Origin of the sequence: Gemmobacter megaterium (assembly GCF_900156815.1) — a bacterium.
In the GTDB taxonomy this organism is placed as follows: Bacteria; Pseudomonadota; Alphaproteobacteria; order Rhodobacterales; family Rhodobacteraceae; genus Wagnerdoeblera; species Wagnerdoeblera megaterium.
The window spans coordinates 1-14,250 of sequence record NZ_FTOT01000016.1; the positions used below are offsets into that span (position 1 = coordinate 1).

17 protein-coding genes, 2 tRNA genes and 1 pseudogene are annotated in these 14,250 nt (G+C 64.4%); 11 read left to right on the forward strand and 9 right to left on the reverse strand.

Features of this window, described 5'->3' with window-relative positions:
- Nucleotides 1-97: 97 nt before the first annotated feature.
- Nucleotides 98-337 (forward strand): annotated as a pseudogene (locus BW970_RS18860) (integrase core domain-containing protein); the annotation flags it as partial.
- 254 nt (nt 338-591) lie between these two features.
- Here BW970_RS18860 and BW970_RS18865 read toward each other — a convergent pair.
- The 4 genes from BW970_RS18865 to BW970_RS18880 form a co-directional block, all read right to left on the reverse strand.
- Entirely contained in the window at nt 592-873 is a 282-nt protein-coding gene (locus BW970_RS18865; RefSeq protein WP_144039025.1) for a hypothetical protein, read from the reverse strand.
- 190 nt (nt 874-1,063) lie between these two features.
- A tRNA-Ser gene (locus tag BW970_RS18870) sits at nt 1,064-1,153 on the reverse strand.
- Between the two features lie 660 nt (nt 1,154-1,813).
- A tRNA-Leu gene (locus BW970_RS18875) sits at nt 1,814-1,900 on the reverse strand.
- 85 nt (nt 1,901-1,985) lie between these two features.
- Nucleotides 1,986-3,446 carry a peptidoglycan-binding domain-containing protein gene (locus tag BW970_RS18880; RefSeq protein WP_076534297.1) on the reverse strand — a complete coding sequence of 487 codons (1,461 nt, stop codon included), beginning with the start codon at nt 3,444-3,446 and terminating at the stop codon, nt 1,986-1,988.
- 97 nt (nt 3,447-3,543) lie between these two features.
- Between BW970_RS18880 and lipB the strand changes: the two genes are divergently transcribed.
- The 3 genes from lipB (at nt 3,544) to BW970_RS18895 (ending at nt 5,318) form a co-directional block, all read left to right on the forward strand.
- Nucleotides 3,544-4,227, forward strand: coding sequence for a lipoyl(octanoyl) transferase LipB (lipB, locus tag BW970_RS18885; RefSeq protein WP_076534356.1), 684 nt, complete (start codon nt 3,544-3,546; stop codon nt 4,225-4,227).
- Nucleotides 4,228-4,476: 249 nt separating this feature from the next.
- Nucleotides 4,477-4,773, forward strand: a complete 297-nt coding sequence (locus BW970_RS18890) for a cupin domain-containing protein (RefSeq protein WP_076534298.1) — start codon at nt 4,477-4,479, stop codon at nt 4,771-4,773.
- Between the two features lie 125 nt (nt 4,774-4,898).
- Nucleotides 4,899-5,318, forward strand: a complete 420-nt coding sequence (locus BW970_RS18895) for a c-type cytochrome (protein WP_076534300.1) — start codon at nt 4,899-4,901, stop codon at nt 5,316-5,318.
- Nucleotides 5,319-5,378: 60 nt separating this feature from the next.
- Here BW970_RS18895 and BW970_RS18900 read toward each other — a convergent pair whose 3' ends face one another.
- The 3 genes from BW970_RS18900 to BW970_RS18910 are packed head-to-tail and all read right to left on the reverse strand — an operon-like array spanning nt 5,379 to nt 6,592.
- Nucleotides 5,379-5,732, reverse strand: a complete 354-nt coding sequence (locus tag BW970_RS18900) for a DUF1428 domain-containing protein (RefSeq protein WP_076534302.1) — start codon at nt 5,730-5,732, stop codon at nt 5,379-5,381.
- A 1-nt stretch (nt 5,733) separates the two neighbouring features.
- Nucleotides 5,734-6,195, reverse strand: coding sequence for a VOC family protein (locus BW970_RS18905; RefSeq protein WP_076534304.1), 462 nt, complete (start codon nt 6,193-6,195; stop codon nt 5,734-5,736).
- On the reverse strand, nt 6,188-6,592 hold the full coding sequence (locus BW970_RS18910; RefSeq protein ID WP_076534306.1) for a VOC family protein: 405 nt from the start codon (nt 6,590-6,592) through the stop codon (nt 6,188-6,190). The genes BW970_RS18905 and BW970_RS18910 overlap by 8 nt, the downstream gene beginning before the upstream one ends.
- A 161-nt stretch (nt 6,593-6,753) precedes the next feature.
- Here BW970_RS18910 and BW970_RS18915 point away from each other — a divergent pair, with 161 nt between their 5' ends.
- The 5 genes from BW970_RS18915 to BW970_RS18935 all read left to right on the forward strand — a co-directional run bounded on the left by BW970_RS18915 (nt 6,754) and on the right by BW970_RS18935 (nt 10,501).
- Nucleotides 6,754-7,233, forward strand: coding sequence for a RidA family protein (locus tag BW970_RS18915; RefSeq protein ID WP_076534307.1), 480 nt, complete (start codon nt 6,754-6,756; stop codon nt 7,231-7,233).
- Entirely contained in the window at nt 7,230-7,691 is a 462-nt protein-coding gene (locus tag BW970_RS18920) for a MarR family winged helix-turn-helix transcriptional regulator (RefSeq protein WP_076534309.1), read from the forward strand. Before BW970_RS18915 ends, BW970_RS18920 begins: the two co-directional genes overlap by 4 nt.
- Before the next feature lie 155 nt (nt 7,692-7,846).
- Complete coding sequence (gene ctaD / locus BW970_RS18925; protein WP_076534310.1) at nt 7,847-9,523, forward strand: cytochrome c oxidase subunit I; 1,677 nt, start codon at nt 7,847-7,849, stop codon at nt 9,521-9,523.
- A 52-nt stretch (nt 9,524-9,575) separates the two neighbouring features.
- Nucleotides 9,576-9,995 carry a bleomycin resistance protein gene (locus BW970_RS18930; RefSeq protein WP_076534312.1) on the forward strand — a complete coding sequence of 140 codons (420 nt, stop codon included), beginning with the start codon at nt 9,576-9,578 and terminating at the stop codon, nt 9,993-9,995.
- Nucleotides 9,996-10,012: 17 nt separating this feature from the next.
- Complete coding sequence (locus BW970_RS18935) at nt 10,013-10,501, forward strand: DUF2244 domain-containing protein (protein WP_076534313.1); 489 nt, start codon at nt 10,013-10,015, stop codon at nt 10,499-10,501.
- Here the strand turns inward: BW970_RS18935 and BW970_RS18940 are convergent, their stop codons facing one another.
- Entirely contained in the window at nt 10,502-11,761 is a 1,260-nt protein-coding gene (locus BW970_RS18940; RefSeq protein ID WP_076534315.1) for a vWA domain-containing protein, read from the reverse strand.
- Between the two features lie 117 nt (nt 11,762-11,878).
- Complete coding sequence (locus tag BW970_RS18945) at nt 11,879-12,226, reverse strand: DMT family protein (RefSeq protein WP_076534316.1); 348 nt, start codon at nt 12,224-12,226, stop codon at nt 11,879-11,881.
- A 206-nt stretch (nt 12,227-12,432) separates the two neighbouring features.
- Between BW970_RS18945 and BW970_RS18950 the strand changes: the two genes are divergently transcribed.
- Entirely contained in the window at nt 12,433-13,515 is a 1,083-nt protein-coding gene (locus BW970_RS18950; RefSeq protein ID WP_076534358.1) for an AI-2E family transporter, read from the forward strand.
- Nucleotides 13,512-14,201: a P-loop NTPase family protein gene (locus BW970_RS18955; RefSeq protein WP_076534318.1), complete on the forward strand. Its 690-nt coding sequence runs from the start codon at nt 13,512-13,514 to the stop codon at nt 14,199-14,201. The genes BW970_RS18950 and BW970_RS18955 overlap by 4 nt, the downstream gene beginning before the upstream one ends.
- Nucleotides 14,202-14,250 lie beyond the last annotated feature (49 nt).

Sequence of the window (14,250 nt, forward strand, 5' to 3'; positions counted from 1 at the left end):
GCAAACGGTCACCGCCAAAGCCGCATCGACGACCTGCTCCCGTGGAACTTCAAGCCGTCAAGCTGAAAACCTCGTGGGAGCCAGCTAACGCTTACGAAAAGGCCGTTTCCTCGACAACATCTTCATCGAGAGACTGTGGCGCACCCTGAAATACGAGTGCGTCTACCTGCATGCCTGGGAGACCGGATCGGAGACGAAAGCGGCCATCCGGAAATGGATGACCTTCTACAACCACCAGCGCCCTCACTCGGCCCTCGGCGGCAAGCCACCGGCGCTGGTCTATTGGCAGAGAAATGACATCAACCAACCCGATCAGCAGGCGCAACGAGTAGCTTAATTTACGCCAGATCCTGTCCAAGAGATGGGGAGTAGCTCAGGTAGCTCACCATTGGTGACACGAACGCCCGGCGGCTGATCGCTGCCGGGCGCAATCTTGGTAGAATTTTCAAAAATTCGGAAAGCAGCTCAAGCGGAAGACGAGTATGCGAAGTGGCCGCGCGGATTTTACCCCCCACCCCCCGCGTGAGCCCCACCCCCCTAGACCGAAGGGGGGGCAACCTGGCCCCTGGGCCCCTCGCGGGTAGACTTGAATCACGCCCCTAAAGCCTCAACAGCTGCTTGGCGCTCGACCCACGATTTCAGCATGGCGAGCATCCTGCGGCGAACGAATGGGAACTCGTCCTGATCGGCCAACCCCTCCTTCCACATGACGCGCAATAGAGCGGCGGCCTCGCCCGCGCTGGTGATCTCGCAGGCCTCTATAGCATCACTTGCTGCGTAGTGGGCTTGCTCCAGGCGCGGGCCGCCGCTTCCCTCGCATGCAGCATCCCAATCCCGTAAAGTCTTTTCCCAAACCTCGACAAGGCCTATCATGTGGCCATTTCCTTGCTCGGGGGGCCTGATCTCGCAGAACATACGGCACTTCCTTCCTGACGTGGTGACCGGCTGGCGGGCGCCAATCCGGAGGCGAACAGGACAGTTCTGGAGTCATGTGGGCTGAAATGTGGGGCTAGGCCGCTCGGCCAATAAAACCCTTTTCATCTCAATAGCTTGCGGGACGTATTGGCGGAGCAGGTGGGATTCGAACCCACGGGACCATCTCTGGCCCGACCGATTTCAAGTCGGTTGCCTTAGACCACTCGACCACTGCTCCGCGCTCTGCTTAGCGATATCCCAGCGGCTTGCCAAGCTTCATCCCCACCCGCGATTTGCGCCAACGCAAACACGATGCGGATCTCGGGCACATCGTTGACTGAACCGCGCCAAGGTTTACCGGAGGATGACTTCTTCAACGACTACCCGCACAGGGCCCTGACCAAGACGGGCAGCCTCGCACACCAGATGCGTCGAACAGAATTGCTTGGGCCGACCTGGGGGCGCACCTTTCCATTTTTGATGCAAGCGGATTTCAAGCCGTCAAGCTGAGCTGACCATTCTGCACAGCGAACAATGACCTTTAGATCAGTGCCTTGCAATCCAATCTGAATGCAATGCCTGAACCATCGTGACCGATGGCGCTTTCTGTCAGGCCGCCATCCGAGAACCTGTGGCTGGTATGCGCGTGGACCTGTGCAAGCTGAGGACAGCGGCTCGGGTGGACAGATACTGCCACAGAAAATTCGCGCGGTGCACCTTGACCCCTGCCTCGGGGATGTTGCCCTGGCCATGTCGCCGACCATCACGATGGCATTGACGAAACGGCGCCGCCAGCGCGCGGGCGCGGCACAGGGAATCCGGGGAGGGCAAACATGATTGGCAGGCTGGCCCCTGAAAACGAAAAGCCCCGGAAACACCGGGGCTTGTCCGTCTAGAATGGTGCGGTTGAGAAGACTCGAACTTCCACGGGAGTTACCCCACAGCGACCTCAACGCTGCGCGTCTACCAATTCCGCCACAACCGCATCGTCTGGCTTGGTTCCGGCCTTCTAGCGAAGCGTCGCGTCAAAGAAAAGGGGGATTTTCATCCCCCTTTCCGGTTTTCTCGGCCTATTGCCCGAACACCATGAACGGCAATCGTGCCGCCAGCGGCAGCGCGGCCACGCCAGTGCGCGCCGGCGGGGCCGATGCGGTATCCTGCGCAGTGCTGACAACCGGGATCGCGCCGCCTGCCGGTTCGGTCGGAACGGCAAACACCGGCACCGCAGGGGCCACGGGTGGCTCCAGCGCGGCCTTGTCGCCCTTGCCCCCAAGCGTGAAGGCCGCCTTGCGGATCAAGGCCGCACGATCCGGCATTCCCGGCGCAAAGACCATGGTCGCACCGCCCGGTGCCGACTCGAGGCTGGTTTCGTACCAGGGCAAGGCCAGGTCGGTCCGCTGGCTCGCCCCAAAGCCCTGGGCCAGATGATGCCCCAGAAGCTCGGCGTATCCCTTTTCGCCCAGAACCGTCAGCAACAGCGCCGAACCGACGGCGACGTCCATGTTGTCGGTCGTATACCCCGAGCCCAGGCAGATCTTTGCGGTGGCCGACAGTTGCGCGGGCGCCATGCCAGACGACAGGACAAAGCCGGACACACCCTGCATGACCGTGTCACGGTCCTGGATCGACAGGGCCGTGACGTGATCTTCCAGTGCGGGGCCAAGACCTGCGCATTGCTCGGCCACCTGCTGCGGCGTGGCCCCCGGCATCTTGGCGACCAGTTCTTCGGCCTGCGCCATCGCATAGGTACGCGCGAGACAGAATTGCTCTGACAGCGCAAAGACCGGATCGGTCATGCTGGCCGCCGTGACAAAGCCGCCGTTGGTGTTGGTCAGCAAGCTGACCTTGTTGCAATGCGAGGCGAGCGAGGCCATGACCGCGCCGCCCCCGCCAAAGAAATTCGGCAGCGCCGGTGCCGCTGGCGCGACGGGCGCGGCGGGTTCAGGCGTGGCACCGAATGCAGGCACCGTCGGCGCCTGGGGGGCCATGGCGGGGGCCATGGGCGCCGCCGCCATCGTGCCCTGCCCCATGCCGAACCCGGTGACCGGCAGGCCCGCCATCTGGTCACGCTGCATCAGCAACAGGCCGCGGGTCCCCTGCGGATGGTTGGCAGCCACCTGCATCGTGGCGGGTCCGCCGACAATGGCCCGCTGATAGGCGGTGACAAGGATCGTGCGCTCGAAATCCGTCAACTGGCCTGTCGGGGGGTATCCCATCAGCGCCTGAAACTGCGATACGCCGGTCCGGGTCTTTGGCCCGATCGCGCCATCCGGTGTGCCGACGTTGTAGCCGAAATAATTCAGCGCGGTCTGCACTTCGCGGTTGGCCTCGCGCTGGCCGGTATTCGCGGTGGACCTGCGAACGGTCGACGCCTGGGGGCGCGACTTGTTCTTGTGCATTTCATTGACGATCAGACCGCCGATCACCGCGCCGACCAGACCGCCGGCCAACGCATCCCCTGCGCTCGACTGGACGGGGCCAAGGGCCACCCCAGCCGCGACCAGAGACGCCGCAATACGCTTTGCCTTCATGGTGGAATCCCTTCAATCACTGTAATAGTTCTGGATGGCAGTCTAGCACGACACGTCGTGCCTCAAAGCCAAAACTGACCGGGGTCGGGAATCCATGATGCAAAACGGGGTGGAATGGCAGGTCTGGGCCGGGCAGACCGCCTATGAGGATGCGGTACGCGCGATGGAGGCGCGGGTCGATTCGATCCGGGCCGGCACTGCGCCCGAGGCGGTCTGGCTGATGGAGCACCCGCCGCTATACACGGCCGGAACCTCGGCCCGGCCCGACGATCTGACCGCCCCCGACCGCTTTCCCGTCCATCGCACCGGCCGGGGCGGGCAATACACCTATCACGGACCAGGGCAGCGCGTTGTCTACGTCATGCTGGACGTGGCGGCGCGCGGGCGCGATGTGCGCTGCTTTGTCCGGGCGCTTGAGACCTGGGTGATCGCCGCGCTGGCAGAGTTCAACCTGCGCGGCGAAATCCGGGACGGGCGCATCGGCGTTTGGGTGGCCCGCCCCGACAAGCCCGCCGACGCGACAGGCGCGACGCCCGAAGACAAGATCGCCGCGATCGGCATCAAGCTGCGCCGCTGGGTCAGCTATCATGGTCTTGCGATCAACGTGGAACCCGATCTGGAACATTTCAGCGGAATCGTGCCCTGCGGCATCCGCGATCATGGGGTCACGTCGCTGGTCGATCTGGGGCTTCCTGTCGGATTGGGCGATCTGGATGCCGCGCTGATGCGTACTTTCGCGCCATCCATGGCCCGGCTGGGCAAGACCTGCGCCACACCCTGAGCACGACTGTGTGAAGTAACGCAAAGTCATGGCACCTGCCCCTTGAAACAGAAATATGACTGCGCATAGGCGCACGAAGACCGGCTTCAAGCTGCCGATCTCGCGGATGTTACTACCCGAATAGCGCAAGAACCTACGCAAAATCGCACATATCGGCCCGTTGAAGCTGCGGCGTGAAAGGTCCATCTCCTCATCACGATCCGAGCATGGATCGGACCGGAAAGTCCGGGAAACCCAAGGAGACTACCCATGAAACGCTTTGCAGCAACGCTTGCCATCGCTCTGGTTTCTGCCACCGCCGCCGCCGCACAGGTCGGCACCGATGTCGCCGTAACCCGCAACGAACCCGCCAACCTGTTCGTGACCCCGTCCGAACTCGCCCTGTTGCCCGCCGAGACCGTGACCATCACGAGCGGCGCCCAGATCGAAGTTCCGGCCGACACCGCCTTCACCGCCCGCGAGCGTGCCCTTCTGGGTCTGGACGCAACCGCACTGGTGTCGGAAACCGTGTTCCCCGGCAGCAACGAAGCCGCGTCGCTGCGCTGAGTGCTTTTGGCGCGCGCCGTAACGGCGCGCGCCCAAAACCATCCCTGTGACACTCTATCCCATGCAGTCCGGGACCGGGTGGTGTAAGATACATGTGCCAGCATGTTTTCCGAAAGGACTGCCAGATGAAATTCCCGACACTTGTCACCGGCCTTGTCGCATTGACCCTGGCCGCCCCTGCCGTCGCAGGCGGCGATCCGGCCAAGGGCGAGAAAGAGTTCGGCAAGTGCAAATCCTGCCATACGGTCGAGGCGCCCGATGGCACGACGATCCTCAAGGGCGGCAAGACCGGCCCGAACCTGTACGGGGTGATCGGAAGCCCGGCCGCCTCGAAGGAATTCAGATATGGTGCGGGGCTGAAAGCCGCCGCCGAAAAGGGGCTGGTCTGGGACGAGGCGAATTTTGCCGAATATGTCGTGGATCCCGGTGCCTTCCTGAAGGCTTACACCGGCGATGCCGCAGCAAAATCCAGCATGACCTTCAAACTCAAGAAGGGCGGCGCGGATATCGCGGCCTGGCTTGCATCGGTCGGACCTGCCAACTGATCTGAACGCAAAAGGGCGGCGCCAGCGGCACCGCCCTTTCGGTCAGGGGGTCTGGCCGGATCAGGCGCAGTTCACCATGCTGGAAAACCCGCCATAGATCATGCGCTTGCCGTCGAACGGCATCTCGCCCATGTTCTGAAATCCCGGATCGGTTTCCGATGCGGCCCAGCAGGCATCGCGCGTGGCCTTGTCAGGCCATTCGATCCACGAGAACACGACAACCTCGCCCGGCTCTGCCTTTACGGCCATGGGGAACGAGGTCACCTTGCCGTCCGGCACATCTTCCCCCCAGCATTCGCGCATCGCAACCGCGCCGTATTTCTGGAACAAGGGCCAGGTGGCGCGGGCATGGTCGATATAGGCTTGCTTGTTTGCCGCCGGAACGGCAGCCACGAATCCATCTACAAAGCTCATGTCATTCTCCTTTTGCAGCCGCCATGATGGCGGCGGTGTCGATACGGCTCTGGCCTCTCATACAGGCCATGGCCCGGGCATTCGCCTCCGGGTCGGGGCCGAACAGCAACTCTTGCATCACGCGCGGGTATATCTGCCATGACACGCCCCACCTGTCGGTCATCCAGCCACAGGGCCCCTCGGTCGATCCGGCACGCAGATGCGCGTGCCACACGGCATCGGATCCGGCCTGATCCGGCGTCATCACGGTGATCGAGGCTGCGGGACTGTGCCGAAACTCCGGCCCGCCATTGAGGCCGACATAGGGCACGCCCGCAAGCGCGAATTCGACCACCAGCGCAGAGGCGCCCGGCGCGGGGCGCATCACCCGCCCCATCGCACTGCCGGGCACCAGACCGACATAGCAGCGCGCCGCCTCTTCCGCCGCACCATCATACCACAGGCAGGTGGACACATCAGGCATTTTTCGGCTCCAGCGCGGCGGGGTCCATCCAGTGCGGCTCCCATATATGGCCATCGGGATCGGCAAAGGCGTGACCATACATGAAACCATGGTCCTCTGGCGGGCGCACCGCACTGCCACCCGTCGCCAGCGCGCGGGCCACCATCGCATCGACAGCCTCGCGGTTTTCGCATTGCACGGCGATCAGCACCTCGGTGGCCGTGCCATCGGTCAGGGGATGCGGCGTGAAGGTCTGAAAGAACGCGCGCCGGAGCAGCATGACAACGGCCGCCTCCGAGATCACCATCGCGATGGCCTTTTCATCGCTGAAACGCTCGTCAAAGCCGAAGCCGAGCCCGGTGAAGAAGCGCCGTGACCTGTCAAGATCGGCCACGGCAAGATTGATGAACACTTTCATTCGGCTCCTCCTTGCCGTGTCACCATCAGAGGGATATAGGTTGATGTCAACATATATGTGACGATCCGGGCCGCCCCTGCCGGTTTCCGCCACCGCCCTCTTGGCGAGCGGGCTGCGGATGCGCCATAGAGCCATGACACTCCAGCCTAGGAACCGCCGCCATGACCCGAGATGCCATCATTCCCCCGGCCCTTCAGGCGGTACATGACCAATGGCATTTCGCACCTGCGGTCCGGGTCGGGGGGCTGGTGTTCTGCTCTGGCATCATCGGGACAAGCCCCGACGGCAAGGCCCCCCGCTCTGGCCTTGCCGGCGCCGAGGCCACGACGGCCGACCGCGACGCCCCCTTGACCGCGCTGATCGCCGTGCGCGATCCGGCGGAACAGTTCGCCACCGCCTTCGAGGCGTTGCGGGCTATCCTGCGCGCCGCAGGCACCGATCTGCATCATGTGGTGGAGCTCACGACCTATCACGTCGAGATGACACGCCACATGGCCACCTTCATGGAGGTGCGGTCGCGGTATCTGGCTGCGCCCTACCCCGCCTGGACAGCCGTAGAGGTGGCGGGCCTGATCGTGCCGGGCGGTCTGGTCGAACTGCGCGCGGTGGCGGCGATGCCCCCCGACAGGAGCGCCCGATGACCGACGACCGCCTGCCCATGGCCGTCACGCTGATGGTGCGCGACCGCTGCCTGTGCCTGGCGGCGCAACGGGCAGCGCGGTCCCTGGCCCGGCGGTTCGATACGGCGTTGCGCCCCGTCGGCCTGACCAACGGGCAATTTTCCCTGCTGATGGCGCTGAACCGCCCCGATCCGCCGCGCATCTCGGATCTTGCGCCATTTCTGGCGATGGACCGCACCACGCTGACTGCCGCACTGAAGGTTCTGGAACGCCAGGGCCTGGCCGCCACCACCCCGGATCCGACAGACCGCCGCAACCGCCGCGTTTCGCTGACGGATCAAGGCCATGCGCGCCTGATCGCGGCCCTGCCCCTGTGGCGCGCGGCACATGACCGGCTGGATGCGGCGCTTGCAGAAACCGGAACACCCCCGCCCCACATGGCGCTGAACGCCGTGACACAAGCCTGTGCGACGGAATGACGCAAGCAATTCCCCGTATCCTCGGGGCATTATTGACCTGAGTCAAAGTCCGGCATTGCCCCGGCAGCGGGCACATTCTAGAAACACGAAGATACCGGCACGCGAGGACGGCAGGAGTCCGCCCCCGCGCCACCTGAAACGAACGGGAGACGAGCATGGCCGACGCCGCCATCCATGGCCATGGTGACCATGACACCCGCGGGTTCTTTACCCGCTGGTTCATGTCCACCAACCACAAGGACATCGGGATTCTATATCTGTTCACCGCAGGCCTTGTCGGCCTGATTTCGGTGGCGTTCACCGTGTACATGCGCATGGAGCTGATGGAGCCCGGCGTCCAGTACATGTGTATGGAAGGTTCGCGGGTGCTCAGCCCCGCCGCCACGTCGGAATGTACCCCGAACGGCCACCTGTGGAACGTGATGATCACCGCCCACGGGATCCTGATGATGTTCTTTGTCGTGATTCCCGCGCTGTTCGGCGGCTTCGGCAACTTCTTCATGCCGTTGCAGATCGGTGCGCCGGACATGGCGTTTCCCCGTCTGAACAACCTGTCCTACTGGCTGTACTTTGCCGGAACCTCGCTGGCGGTGGCCTCGCTGCTGGCACCGGGTGGCAACGGACAGCTTGGGTCGGGCGTGGGCTGGGTTCTGTACCCGCCGCTGTCGGTCCGTGAGGACGGCTTCTCGATGGATCTGGCGATCTTTGCGGTGCACGTCTCCGGCGCCTCGTCGATTCTGGGTGCGATCAACATCATCACGACCTTCCTGAACATGCGCGCGCCGGGCATGACCCTGCACAAGGTGCCGCTGTTCGCCTGGTCGGTGTTCGTGACGGCCTGGCTGATCCTGTTGTCGCTGCCGGTTCTGGCGGGTGCCATCACCATGCTGCTGACCGACCGCAACTTCGGCACCACCTTCTTTGATCCGTCGGGCGGCGGCGATCCGGTGCTGTACCAGCACATCCTGTGGTTCTTCGGCCACCCGGAAGTGTACATCATCATTCTGCCCGGCTTCGGCATCATCAGCCACGTCATCGCCACCTTCAGCCGCAAGCCCGTGTTCGGCTACCTGCCGATGGTCTATGCGATGATCGCCATCGGCGTGCTGGGCTTTGTCGTCTGGGCGCACCACATGTACACCGTCGGCATGTCGCTGACCCAGCAGTCCTACTTCATGCTGGCCACCATGGTCATCGCGGTTCCCACGGGCGTGAAGGTGTTCAGCTGGATCGCAACGATGTGGAAAGGCTCGATCAGCTTCGAGGCGCCGATGCTCTGGGCCTTCGGCTTCCTGTTCCTGTTCACCGTCGGCGGCGTGACCGGAATCGTGCTGAGCCAGGCAGGGATCGACCGCGCCTACCATGACACCTACTATGTCGTGGCGCACTTCCACTACGTGATGTCGCTGGGTGCCGTCTTTGCCATCTTTGCCGGGATCTACTACTGGTTCGGCAAGATGTCGGGTCGGCAGTACTGGGAGCTGGGCGCAAAGATCCACTTCTGGCTGATGTTCATCGGTGCCAACCTGACCTTCTTCCCGCAACACTTCCTGGGTCGTCAGGGGATGCCGCGCCGCTACATCGACTACCCCGAGGCGTTCGCCTACTGGAACTGGGTGTCGTCGATCGGTGCCTTCATCTCGTTTGCCTCGTTCCTGCTGTTCATTGGCATCGTGTTCTACGCCCTGGGCTGGGGCAAGCGTGAGTCGCGTGCCAACTACTGGAACGAATACGCCGACACGCTGGAATGGACGCTGCCGTCGCCCCCGCCGGAACACACCTTCGAGCAACTGCCGAAGCAGTCCGACTGGGACAAGGGCCACGCCCACTGATACGAAAGGCCCCGGAACTCCGGGGCCTTTTGCTTTGCAGGATACCCCCTCCATGAGCGGCGCACTGGTTCCCGAACTGTCGGTCTGCGACCTGACGCAAAGCCTGCGGTTCTACAGGGATCTGCTGGGGTTCCGCCTGCGCTATGCCCGCCCCGAGGAAGGCTTTGCCTACCTTGAGCGTGAGGGGGCAGAGATCATGCTGGACCAGATCGGTCTTGGCCGCGATTTCGATGCGGCATTGCGCGCCGGCGACCGGCCCTTTGGGCGCGGGGTCAATCTGCAAATCCGCACGGCCTCTGTCGCGCCCCTGCTGTCGGCGCTCGCCGATGCGGGACTCCCCCTGCACCTGCCGCCCGAATACCGCTGGTATCGCCGCGACAGAATGGAAACCGGCAACCGTCAGTTCATTGTGTCCGATCCCGACGGCTATCTCTTGCGCTTTTACGAGGATCTGGGCGAACGTCCGCTCTGAACCCGGACCATCACGCAATGCCCTATCACTGGCCCTCCACCACACCCGATTCCCCTGCCACGCTGCGCTTGTGGCCGCATCGCTCCCTTGCCCCGCGCGGCTTCGTCTGGTTCATCGGCGGAACTGCGGCGCTGATCGCGCTGCCGCTGATGGCGGTGCTGGCAACGCCGATCTTCTGGGGGCTTCTGCCGTTTCTGGCCGCCGCGGTGGGCGCTGTATGGTGGGCGCTGCGCCGGTCCTGGCAGGACCGCGAGATTGTCGAGGAACTGACCCTTGATCCCGAACATCTGGTCCTTGTGCGCACCGGCCCGCGCGGGCAGCGCCGCGAATGGCAGGCCAAGACGCATTGGGTGCGCATCAACCGGCATGAAACAGGCGGGCCGGTGCCACAGTACCTGACGCTGTCCGGCGGCCCGCGCGAGGTGGAACTGGGCGCCTTCCTGACACCGCAGGAGCGTCTGGCGCTGGAATGGGATCTGCGCCAGCGCCTGCGCGCCTTGCGCTGATCAGCCCCGCAGCGCCGCCATCAGCCGCGCCTTTTCGCCATGGTCCGACGGATCGGACACCGCCCTTGCCAGCGCCTCCAGCGAGGCCACCGAATGCGCAGAGCGAAACGCATCCACATGCGGCAACATTGCCGCGATGCCACGGGCGCGCGGCGCAAAACCATCCCAGCGCAGCAGCGGATTCAGCCAGATCAACCGGCGGGACGACAGGTGCAACCGCTCGATCTCGCACGACAGCACGCCGGTATCATCGCGGTCCAGACCATCGCTGATCAGCAGGACCACCGCCCCGCGCGCCAGAACACGGCGCGACCAGTCGCGGTTGAACGCGTGCAGACTGGCGCCGATGCGGGTGCCGCCCTGCCAGTCCTGCGCCTCGGCCCCGGCGGCCTTCAGGGCCGCATCGACATCACGGTTGCGCAGATGACGGGTGATGTTGGTCAACCGTGTCCCGAAGGTAAAGGCGTGGACCCGCGCCCAGCCCTGCCCCTGCCGGTTCGCCACCGCATGGATGAAATGCAGCACCATGCGGGAATACTGCGACATCGACCCGGAAATATCGCAGATTACCACCAGATCAGGCCAGCGCGTCGCACGGTTGCGCCGCGCAATCCGCGAAATCTCGCCCCCATGGCGCACCGCAAGACGCAGCGTGCGCCGCCAGTCGGCATGGCGGCCCGCCGCATCGGCGCGCAAGCGTCGGGTCGGCAGCGGCTTGACCGGCAAGGACAGGCGGGCCAGCATCCGCTTGGCCTCGGCCACCTCGGCCCCGGTCATCTGTTCGAAATCCAGCGACCGCAGTTGCTCTTTGGCAGAGGCGGTCTGGCTGGCGTCGATCTCGATCGTTGCTTCGTCGGCGTCCGGCTCCTGCGTCTGTGGCCGCTCAGGCTCTGCCCCGTCCAGCAACGCCTCGGCCGCACGGCGGGCAGCGGCGGCGGCCGGCGTCTCCTCCTGCACCCCACGGATAGAGGGCAGCAGCAGCGCCATCATGTGTTCCATATACCGTGGATCGCGCCAGAACAGCCGGAACACCTGATCGAACACCTGCCGCTGTTCGGGCCGGTTGACGAAAACCGCATGGAGCGCCCAGTAGAAATCCGCCTGGCGGGTAAAACCCGCCGCCGCCACCGCCTCTATCGCCGTCAGGGTCCGTCCCGGCCCCACCGGCAACCCGGCCTTGCGCAACGCACGGGCGAAATGGGTGATGTTGTGGACGAGCTTGCCATCTGGCGGAAGATCGAACGGAGCGTTGTCAGGCATCGGCTGGGATCCCTCGGAGACGCCGGAGCAGCACCTGCCAGGACACGGCGGGCCGTGTATCACTGTTCCGCGTGCCGCGCCAATGGTCAAGCCCGCCGCCAGCGGCGATGCGCCCGCCTACCACTTGTGAAAAATGAAGAACGCTCCCGCAGCGATGAAGGCAAACCCAAGCACATGGTTCCACGCCAGCGGCTCTTTCAGATACAGCACCGAGAAGGCGGCAAAGACGGTCAGGGTTATGACCTCTTGTATCGTCTTGAGCTGGGCCGCGTTGAAATGGCCATAGCCGATGCGATTGGCCGGAACCATCAGCACATACTCAAAGAACGCGATCCCCCAACTGGTCAGGATCACCCAGACCAACGGGGCACTGCGGTCTTTCAGATGGCCATACCAGGCAAAGGTCATGAAGATGTTGGACATCACCAAAAGGCCGATGGTGACGACAGGCACGGGCAAGGACATGGCGCACTCGGACAAAAGGGCTTTGCGATGCATATCCGTTTGCGATGCGGCGTCAATCGGGCCCTTGCGCCGCGTCGCCGGGGCGGGCCGCCCCGACATCGGCAAGGCGGCGGCGCCCCCGCATCACCGAGGAAACATCGGACCTGCCCCTTGAAACCCGCCCCATCATGCGCAATCTGGAACGGCAAGCAGCCGAAGGAACCCCCATGGCCCTGCCCGTCAAGGACCAGTTGAGATATTGGGGCATCGCCACGGCGGTGCTTTTGTTCGTGCTGTGGGCCTTGGGCGATGTGATCCTGCCCTTTGTGGTCGGGGGGGCCATCGCCTATTTCCTCGATCCTGTGGCCGACCGGCTGCAACGGGCGGGCCTTGGGCGGGCGGCGGCGACAACGCTGATCTCGTTGCTGGCATTGCTGGTCATGGTCGCGCTGGTGCTGGCCGTCATACCGACGCTGGTGAACCAGATGACCGCGCTGGTGAATGCCGCCCCCGACATCGTGCGGCGATTGCAGGATTTCCTGACAACCCAGTTCCCGGATCTCGCCGACAACACCTCGACCATCCGGCAATCGCTGGCCGAACTGGGCGACACGATCAAGTCCAAGGGGCTGGAACTGGCCAATTCCGTGATCGGCTCTGCCATGAGCGTGCTTGATGCGGTGCTGTTCATTGTCATCGTTCCCGTGGTCGCCTTTTACATGCTGCTCGACTGGGACCGCATGATCGCGCGCATCAACGAGTTCCTGCCGCGCGACCATGCCCCGGTCATCCGCCATCTGGCGTCGGAGATTGACAGGGTGCTGGCCGCATTCGTGCGCGGGCAAATGACCGTGTGCCTTGTCCTCGGGGCCTATTACGCGGTCGCCCTGGCATTGGCGGGCTTGCAGTTCGGGCTGATCGTCGGCGCGATCGCGGGGGCAATCACCTTCATTCCCTATGTCGGGGCGCTGGTCGGGGGCGCGCTGGCCATCGGACTGGCGCTGTTCCAGTTCTGGGGCGACTGGGTGTCCATCGGCATCGTGGCGGCCATCTTCGCGTTTGGCCAGTTTCTCGAAGGCAACGTGATCACCCCGCGCCTGGTCGGCAATTCGGTGGGGCTGCATCCGGTCTGGCTGCTGTTCGCGCTTTCGGCCTTTGGCTCGATGTTCGGCTTTGTCGGAATGCTGGTGGCGGTGCCGGTCGCTGCGTCCATCGGGGTTCTGGTCCGGTTTGCATCCGGGCGCTATACCGGAAGCCTGCTGTATCGCGGCCTTGCCGCCAAGGATCCGCCCGAGGATCCCCGCGCGTGACTCGCCAGTTGACCCTGGACCTGCCGCTGCGCGTGGCGCGGGGGCGGGAGGATTTCTTTGTCAGCCCCGCCAATGCGCTGACGCTGGCGGCGCTGGACAACTGGCAGGGCTGGCCCGCGGCCAAGGCCGTGCTGTCCGGCCCTCCCGGCAGCGGCAAGACCCATCTGGCGCATGTCTGGTCTGCCAGCACCGGCGCGCGGATCGTAACCGCAACCGATTTGCCGGACACATCCCTGCCCGCGCTGCTGGGCGCGCCACTGGTGGTCGAGGATGCAGACCGTATCGGCGGCACGCCTGCGGCCGAGGACGCCCTGTTCCACCTGCACAATCTGATGGCCGCCGCAGGGCTGCCCCTGCTGGTCACGGCCGCCAGCCCGCCGCGCGACTGGCGCTTGGCCTTGCCCGATCTGGCCAGCCGGATGCAGGCGGCCACGCTGATTCGCATCGACTCGCCCGACGATGCCCTGTTGCACGCCGTGCTGGCCAAACAGTTCGCCGACCGCCAGATCGCCGTGCCCGCCGGGCTGATCGACTGGCTGGTCCCGCGCATGACCCGCTCGCTGGAGGCGGCACGACAGGTCGTATCGGCGCTGGATGCCAGGGCGCTGGAAGAAGGCGGCCCGATCACCCGCCAGATGGCCGCCGACTGGCTGGAAGGCGACAGCCTGTTCCCCGATCTGGACTGATCCATTGCGGCCCGCCCGCTGCCGTCATATGCCTGTGACATTCCAGCCC

Excerpts from the sequence above, each read along its gene's own strand:
- BW970_RS18865 (WP_144039025.1), bottom strand. The coding sequence starts at position 873 with ATGATAGGCCTTGTCGAGGTTTGGGAAAAGACTTTACGGGATTGGGAT.
- BW970_RS18880 (WP_076534297.1), bottom strand. The coding sequence starts at position 3,446 with ATGAAGGCAAAGCGTATTGCGGCGTCTCTGGTCGCGGCTGGGGTGGCC.
- lipB (WP_076534356.1), top strand. The coding sequence starts at position 3,544 with ATGCAAAACGGGGTGGAATGGCAGGTCTGGGCCGGGCAGACCGCCTAT.
- BW970_RS18890 (WP_076534298.1), top strand. The coding sequence starts at position 4,477 with ATGAAACGCTTTGCAGCAACGCTTGCCATCGCTCTGGTTTCTGCCACC.
- BW970_RS18895 (WP_076534300.1), top strand. The coding sequence starts at position 4,899 with ATGAAATTCCCGACACTTGTCACCGGCCTTGTCGCATTGACCCTGGCC.
- BW970_RS18900 (WP_076534302.1), bottom strand. The coding sequence starts at position 5,732 with ATGAGCTTTGTAGATGGATTCGTGGCTGCCGTTCCGGCGGCAAACAAG.
- BW970_RS18905 (WP_076534304.1), bottom strand. The coding sequence starts at position 6,195 with ATGCCTGATGTGTCCACCTGCCTGTGGTATGATGGTGCGGCGGAAGAG.
- BW970_RS18910 (WP_076534306.1), bottom strand. The coding sequence starts at position 6,592 with ATGAAAGTGTTCATCAATCTTGCCGTGGCCGATCTTGACAGGTCACGG.
- BW970_RS18915 (WP_076534307.1), top strand. The coding sequence starts at position 6,754 with ATGACCCGAGATGCCATCATTCCCCCGGCCCTTCAGGCGGTACATGAC.
- BW970_RS18920 (WP_076534309.1), top strand. The coding sequence starts at position 7,230 with ATGACCGACGACCGCCTGCCCATGGCCGTCACGCTGATGGTGCGCGAC.
- ctaD (WP_076534310.1), top strand. The coding sequence starts at position 7,847 with ATGGCCGACGCCGCCATCCATGGCCATGGTGACCATGACACCCGCGGG.
- BW970_RS18930 (WP_076534312.1), top strand. The coding sequence starts at position 9,576 with ATGAGCGGCGCACTGGTTCCCGAACTGTCGGTCTGCGACCTGACGCAA.
- BW970_RS18935 (WP_076534313.1), top strand. The coding sequence starts at position 10,013 with ATGCCCTATCACTGGCCCTCCACCACACCCGATTCCCCTGCCACGCTG.
- BW970_RS18940 (WP_076534315.1), bottom strand. The coding sequence starts at position 11,761 with ATGCCTGACAACGCTCCGTTCGATCTTCCGCCAGATGGCAAGCTCGTC.
- BW970_RS18945 (WP_076534316.1), bottom strand. The coding sequence starts at position 12,226 with ATGTCCTTGCCCGTGCCTGTCGTCACCATCGGCCTTTTGGTGATGTCC.
- BW970_RS18950 (WP_076534358.1), top strand. The coding sequence starts at position 12,433 with ATGGCCCTGCCCGTCAAGGACCAGTTGAGATATTGGGGCATCGCCACG.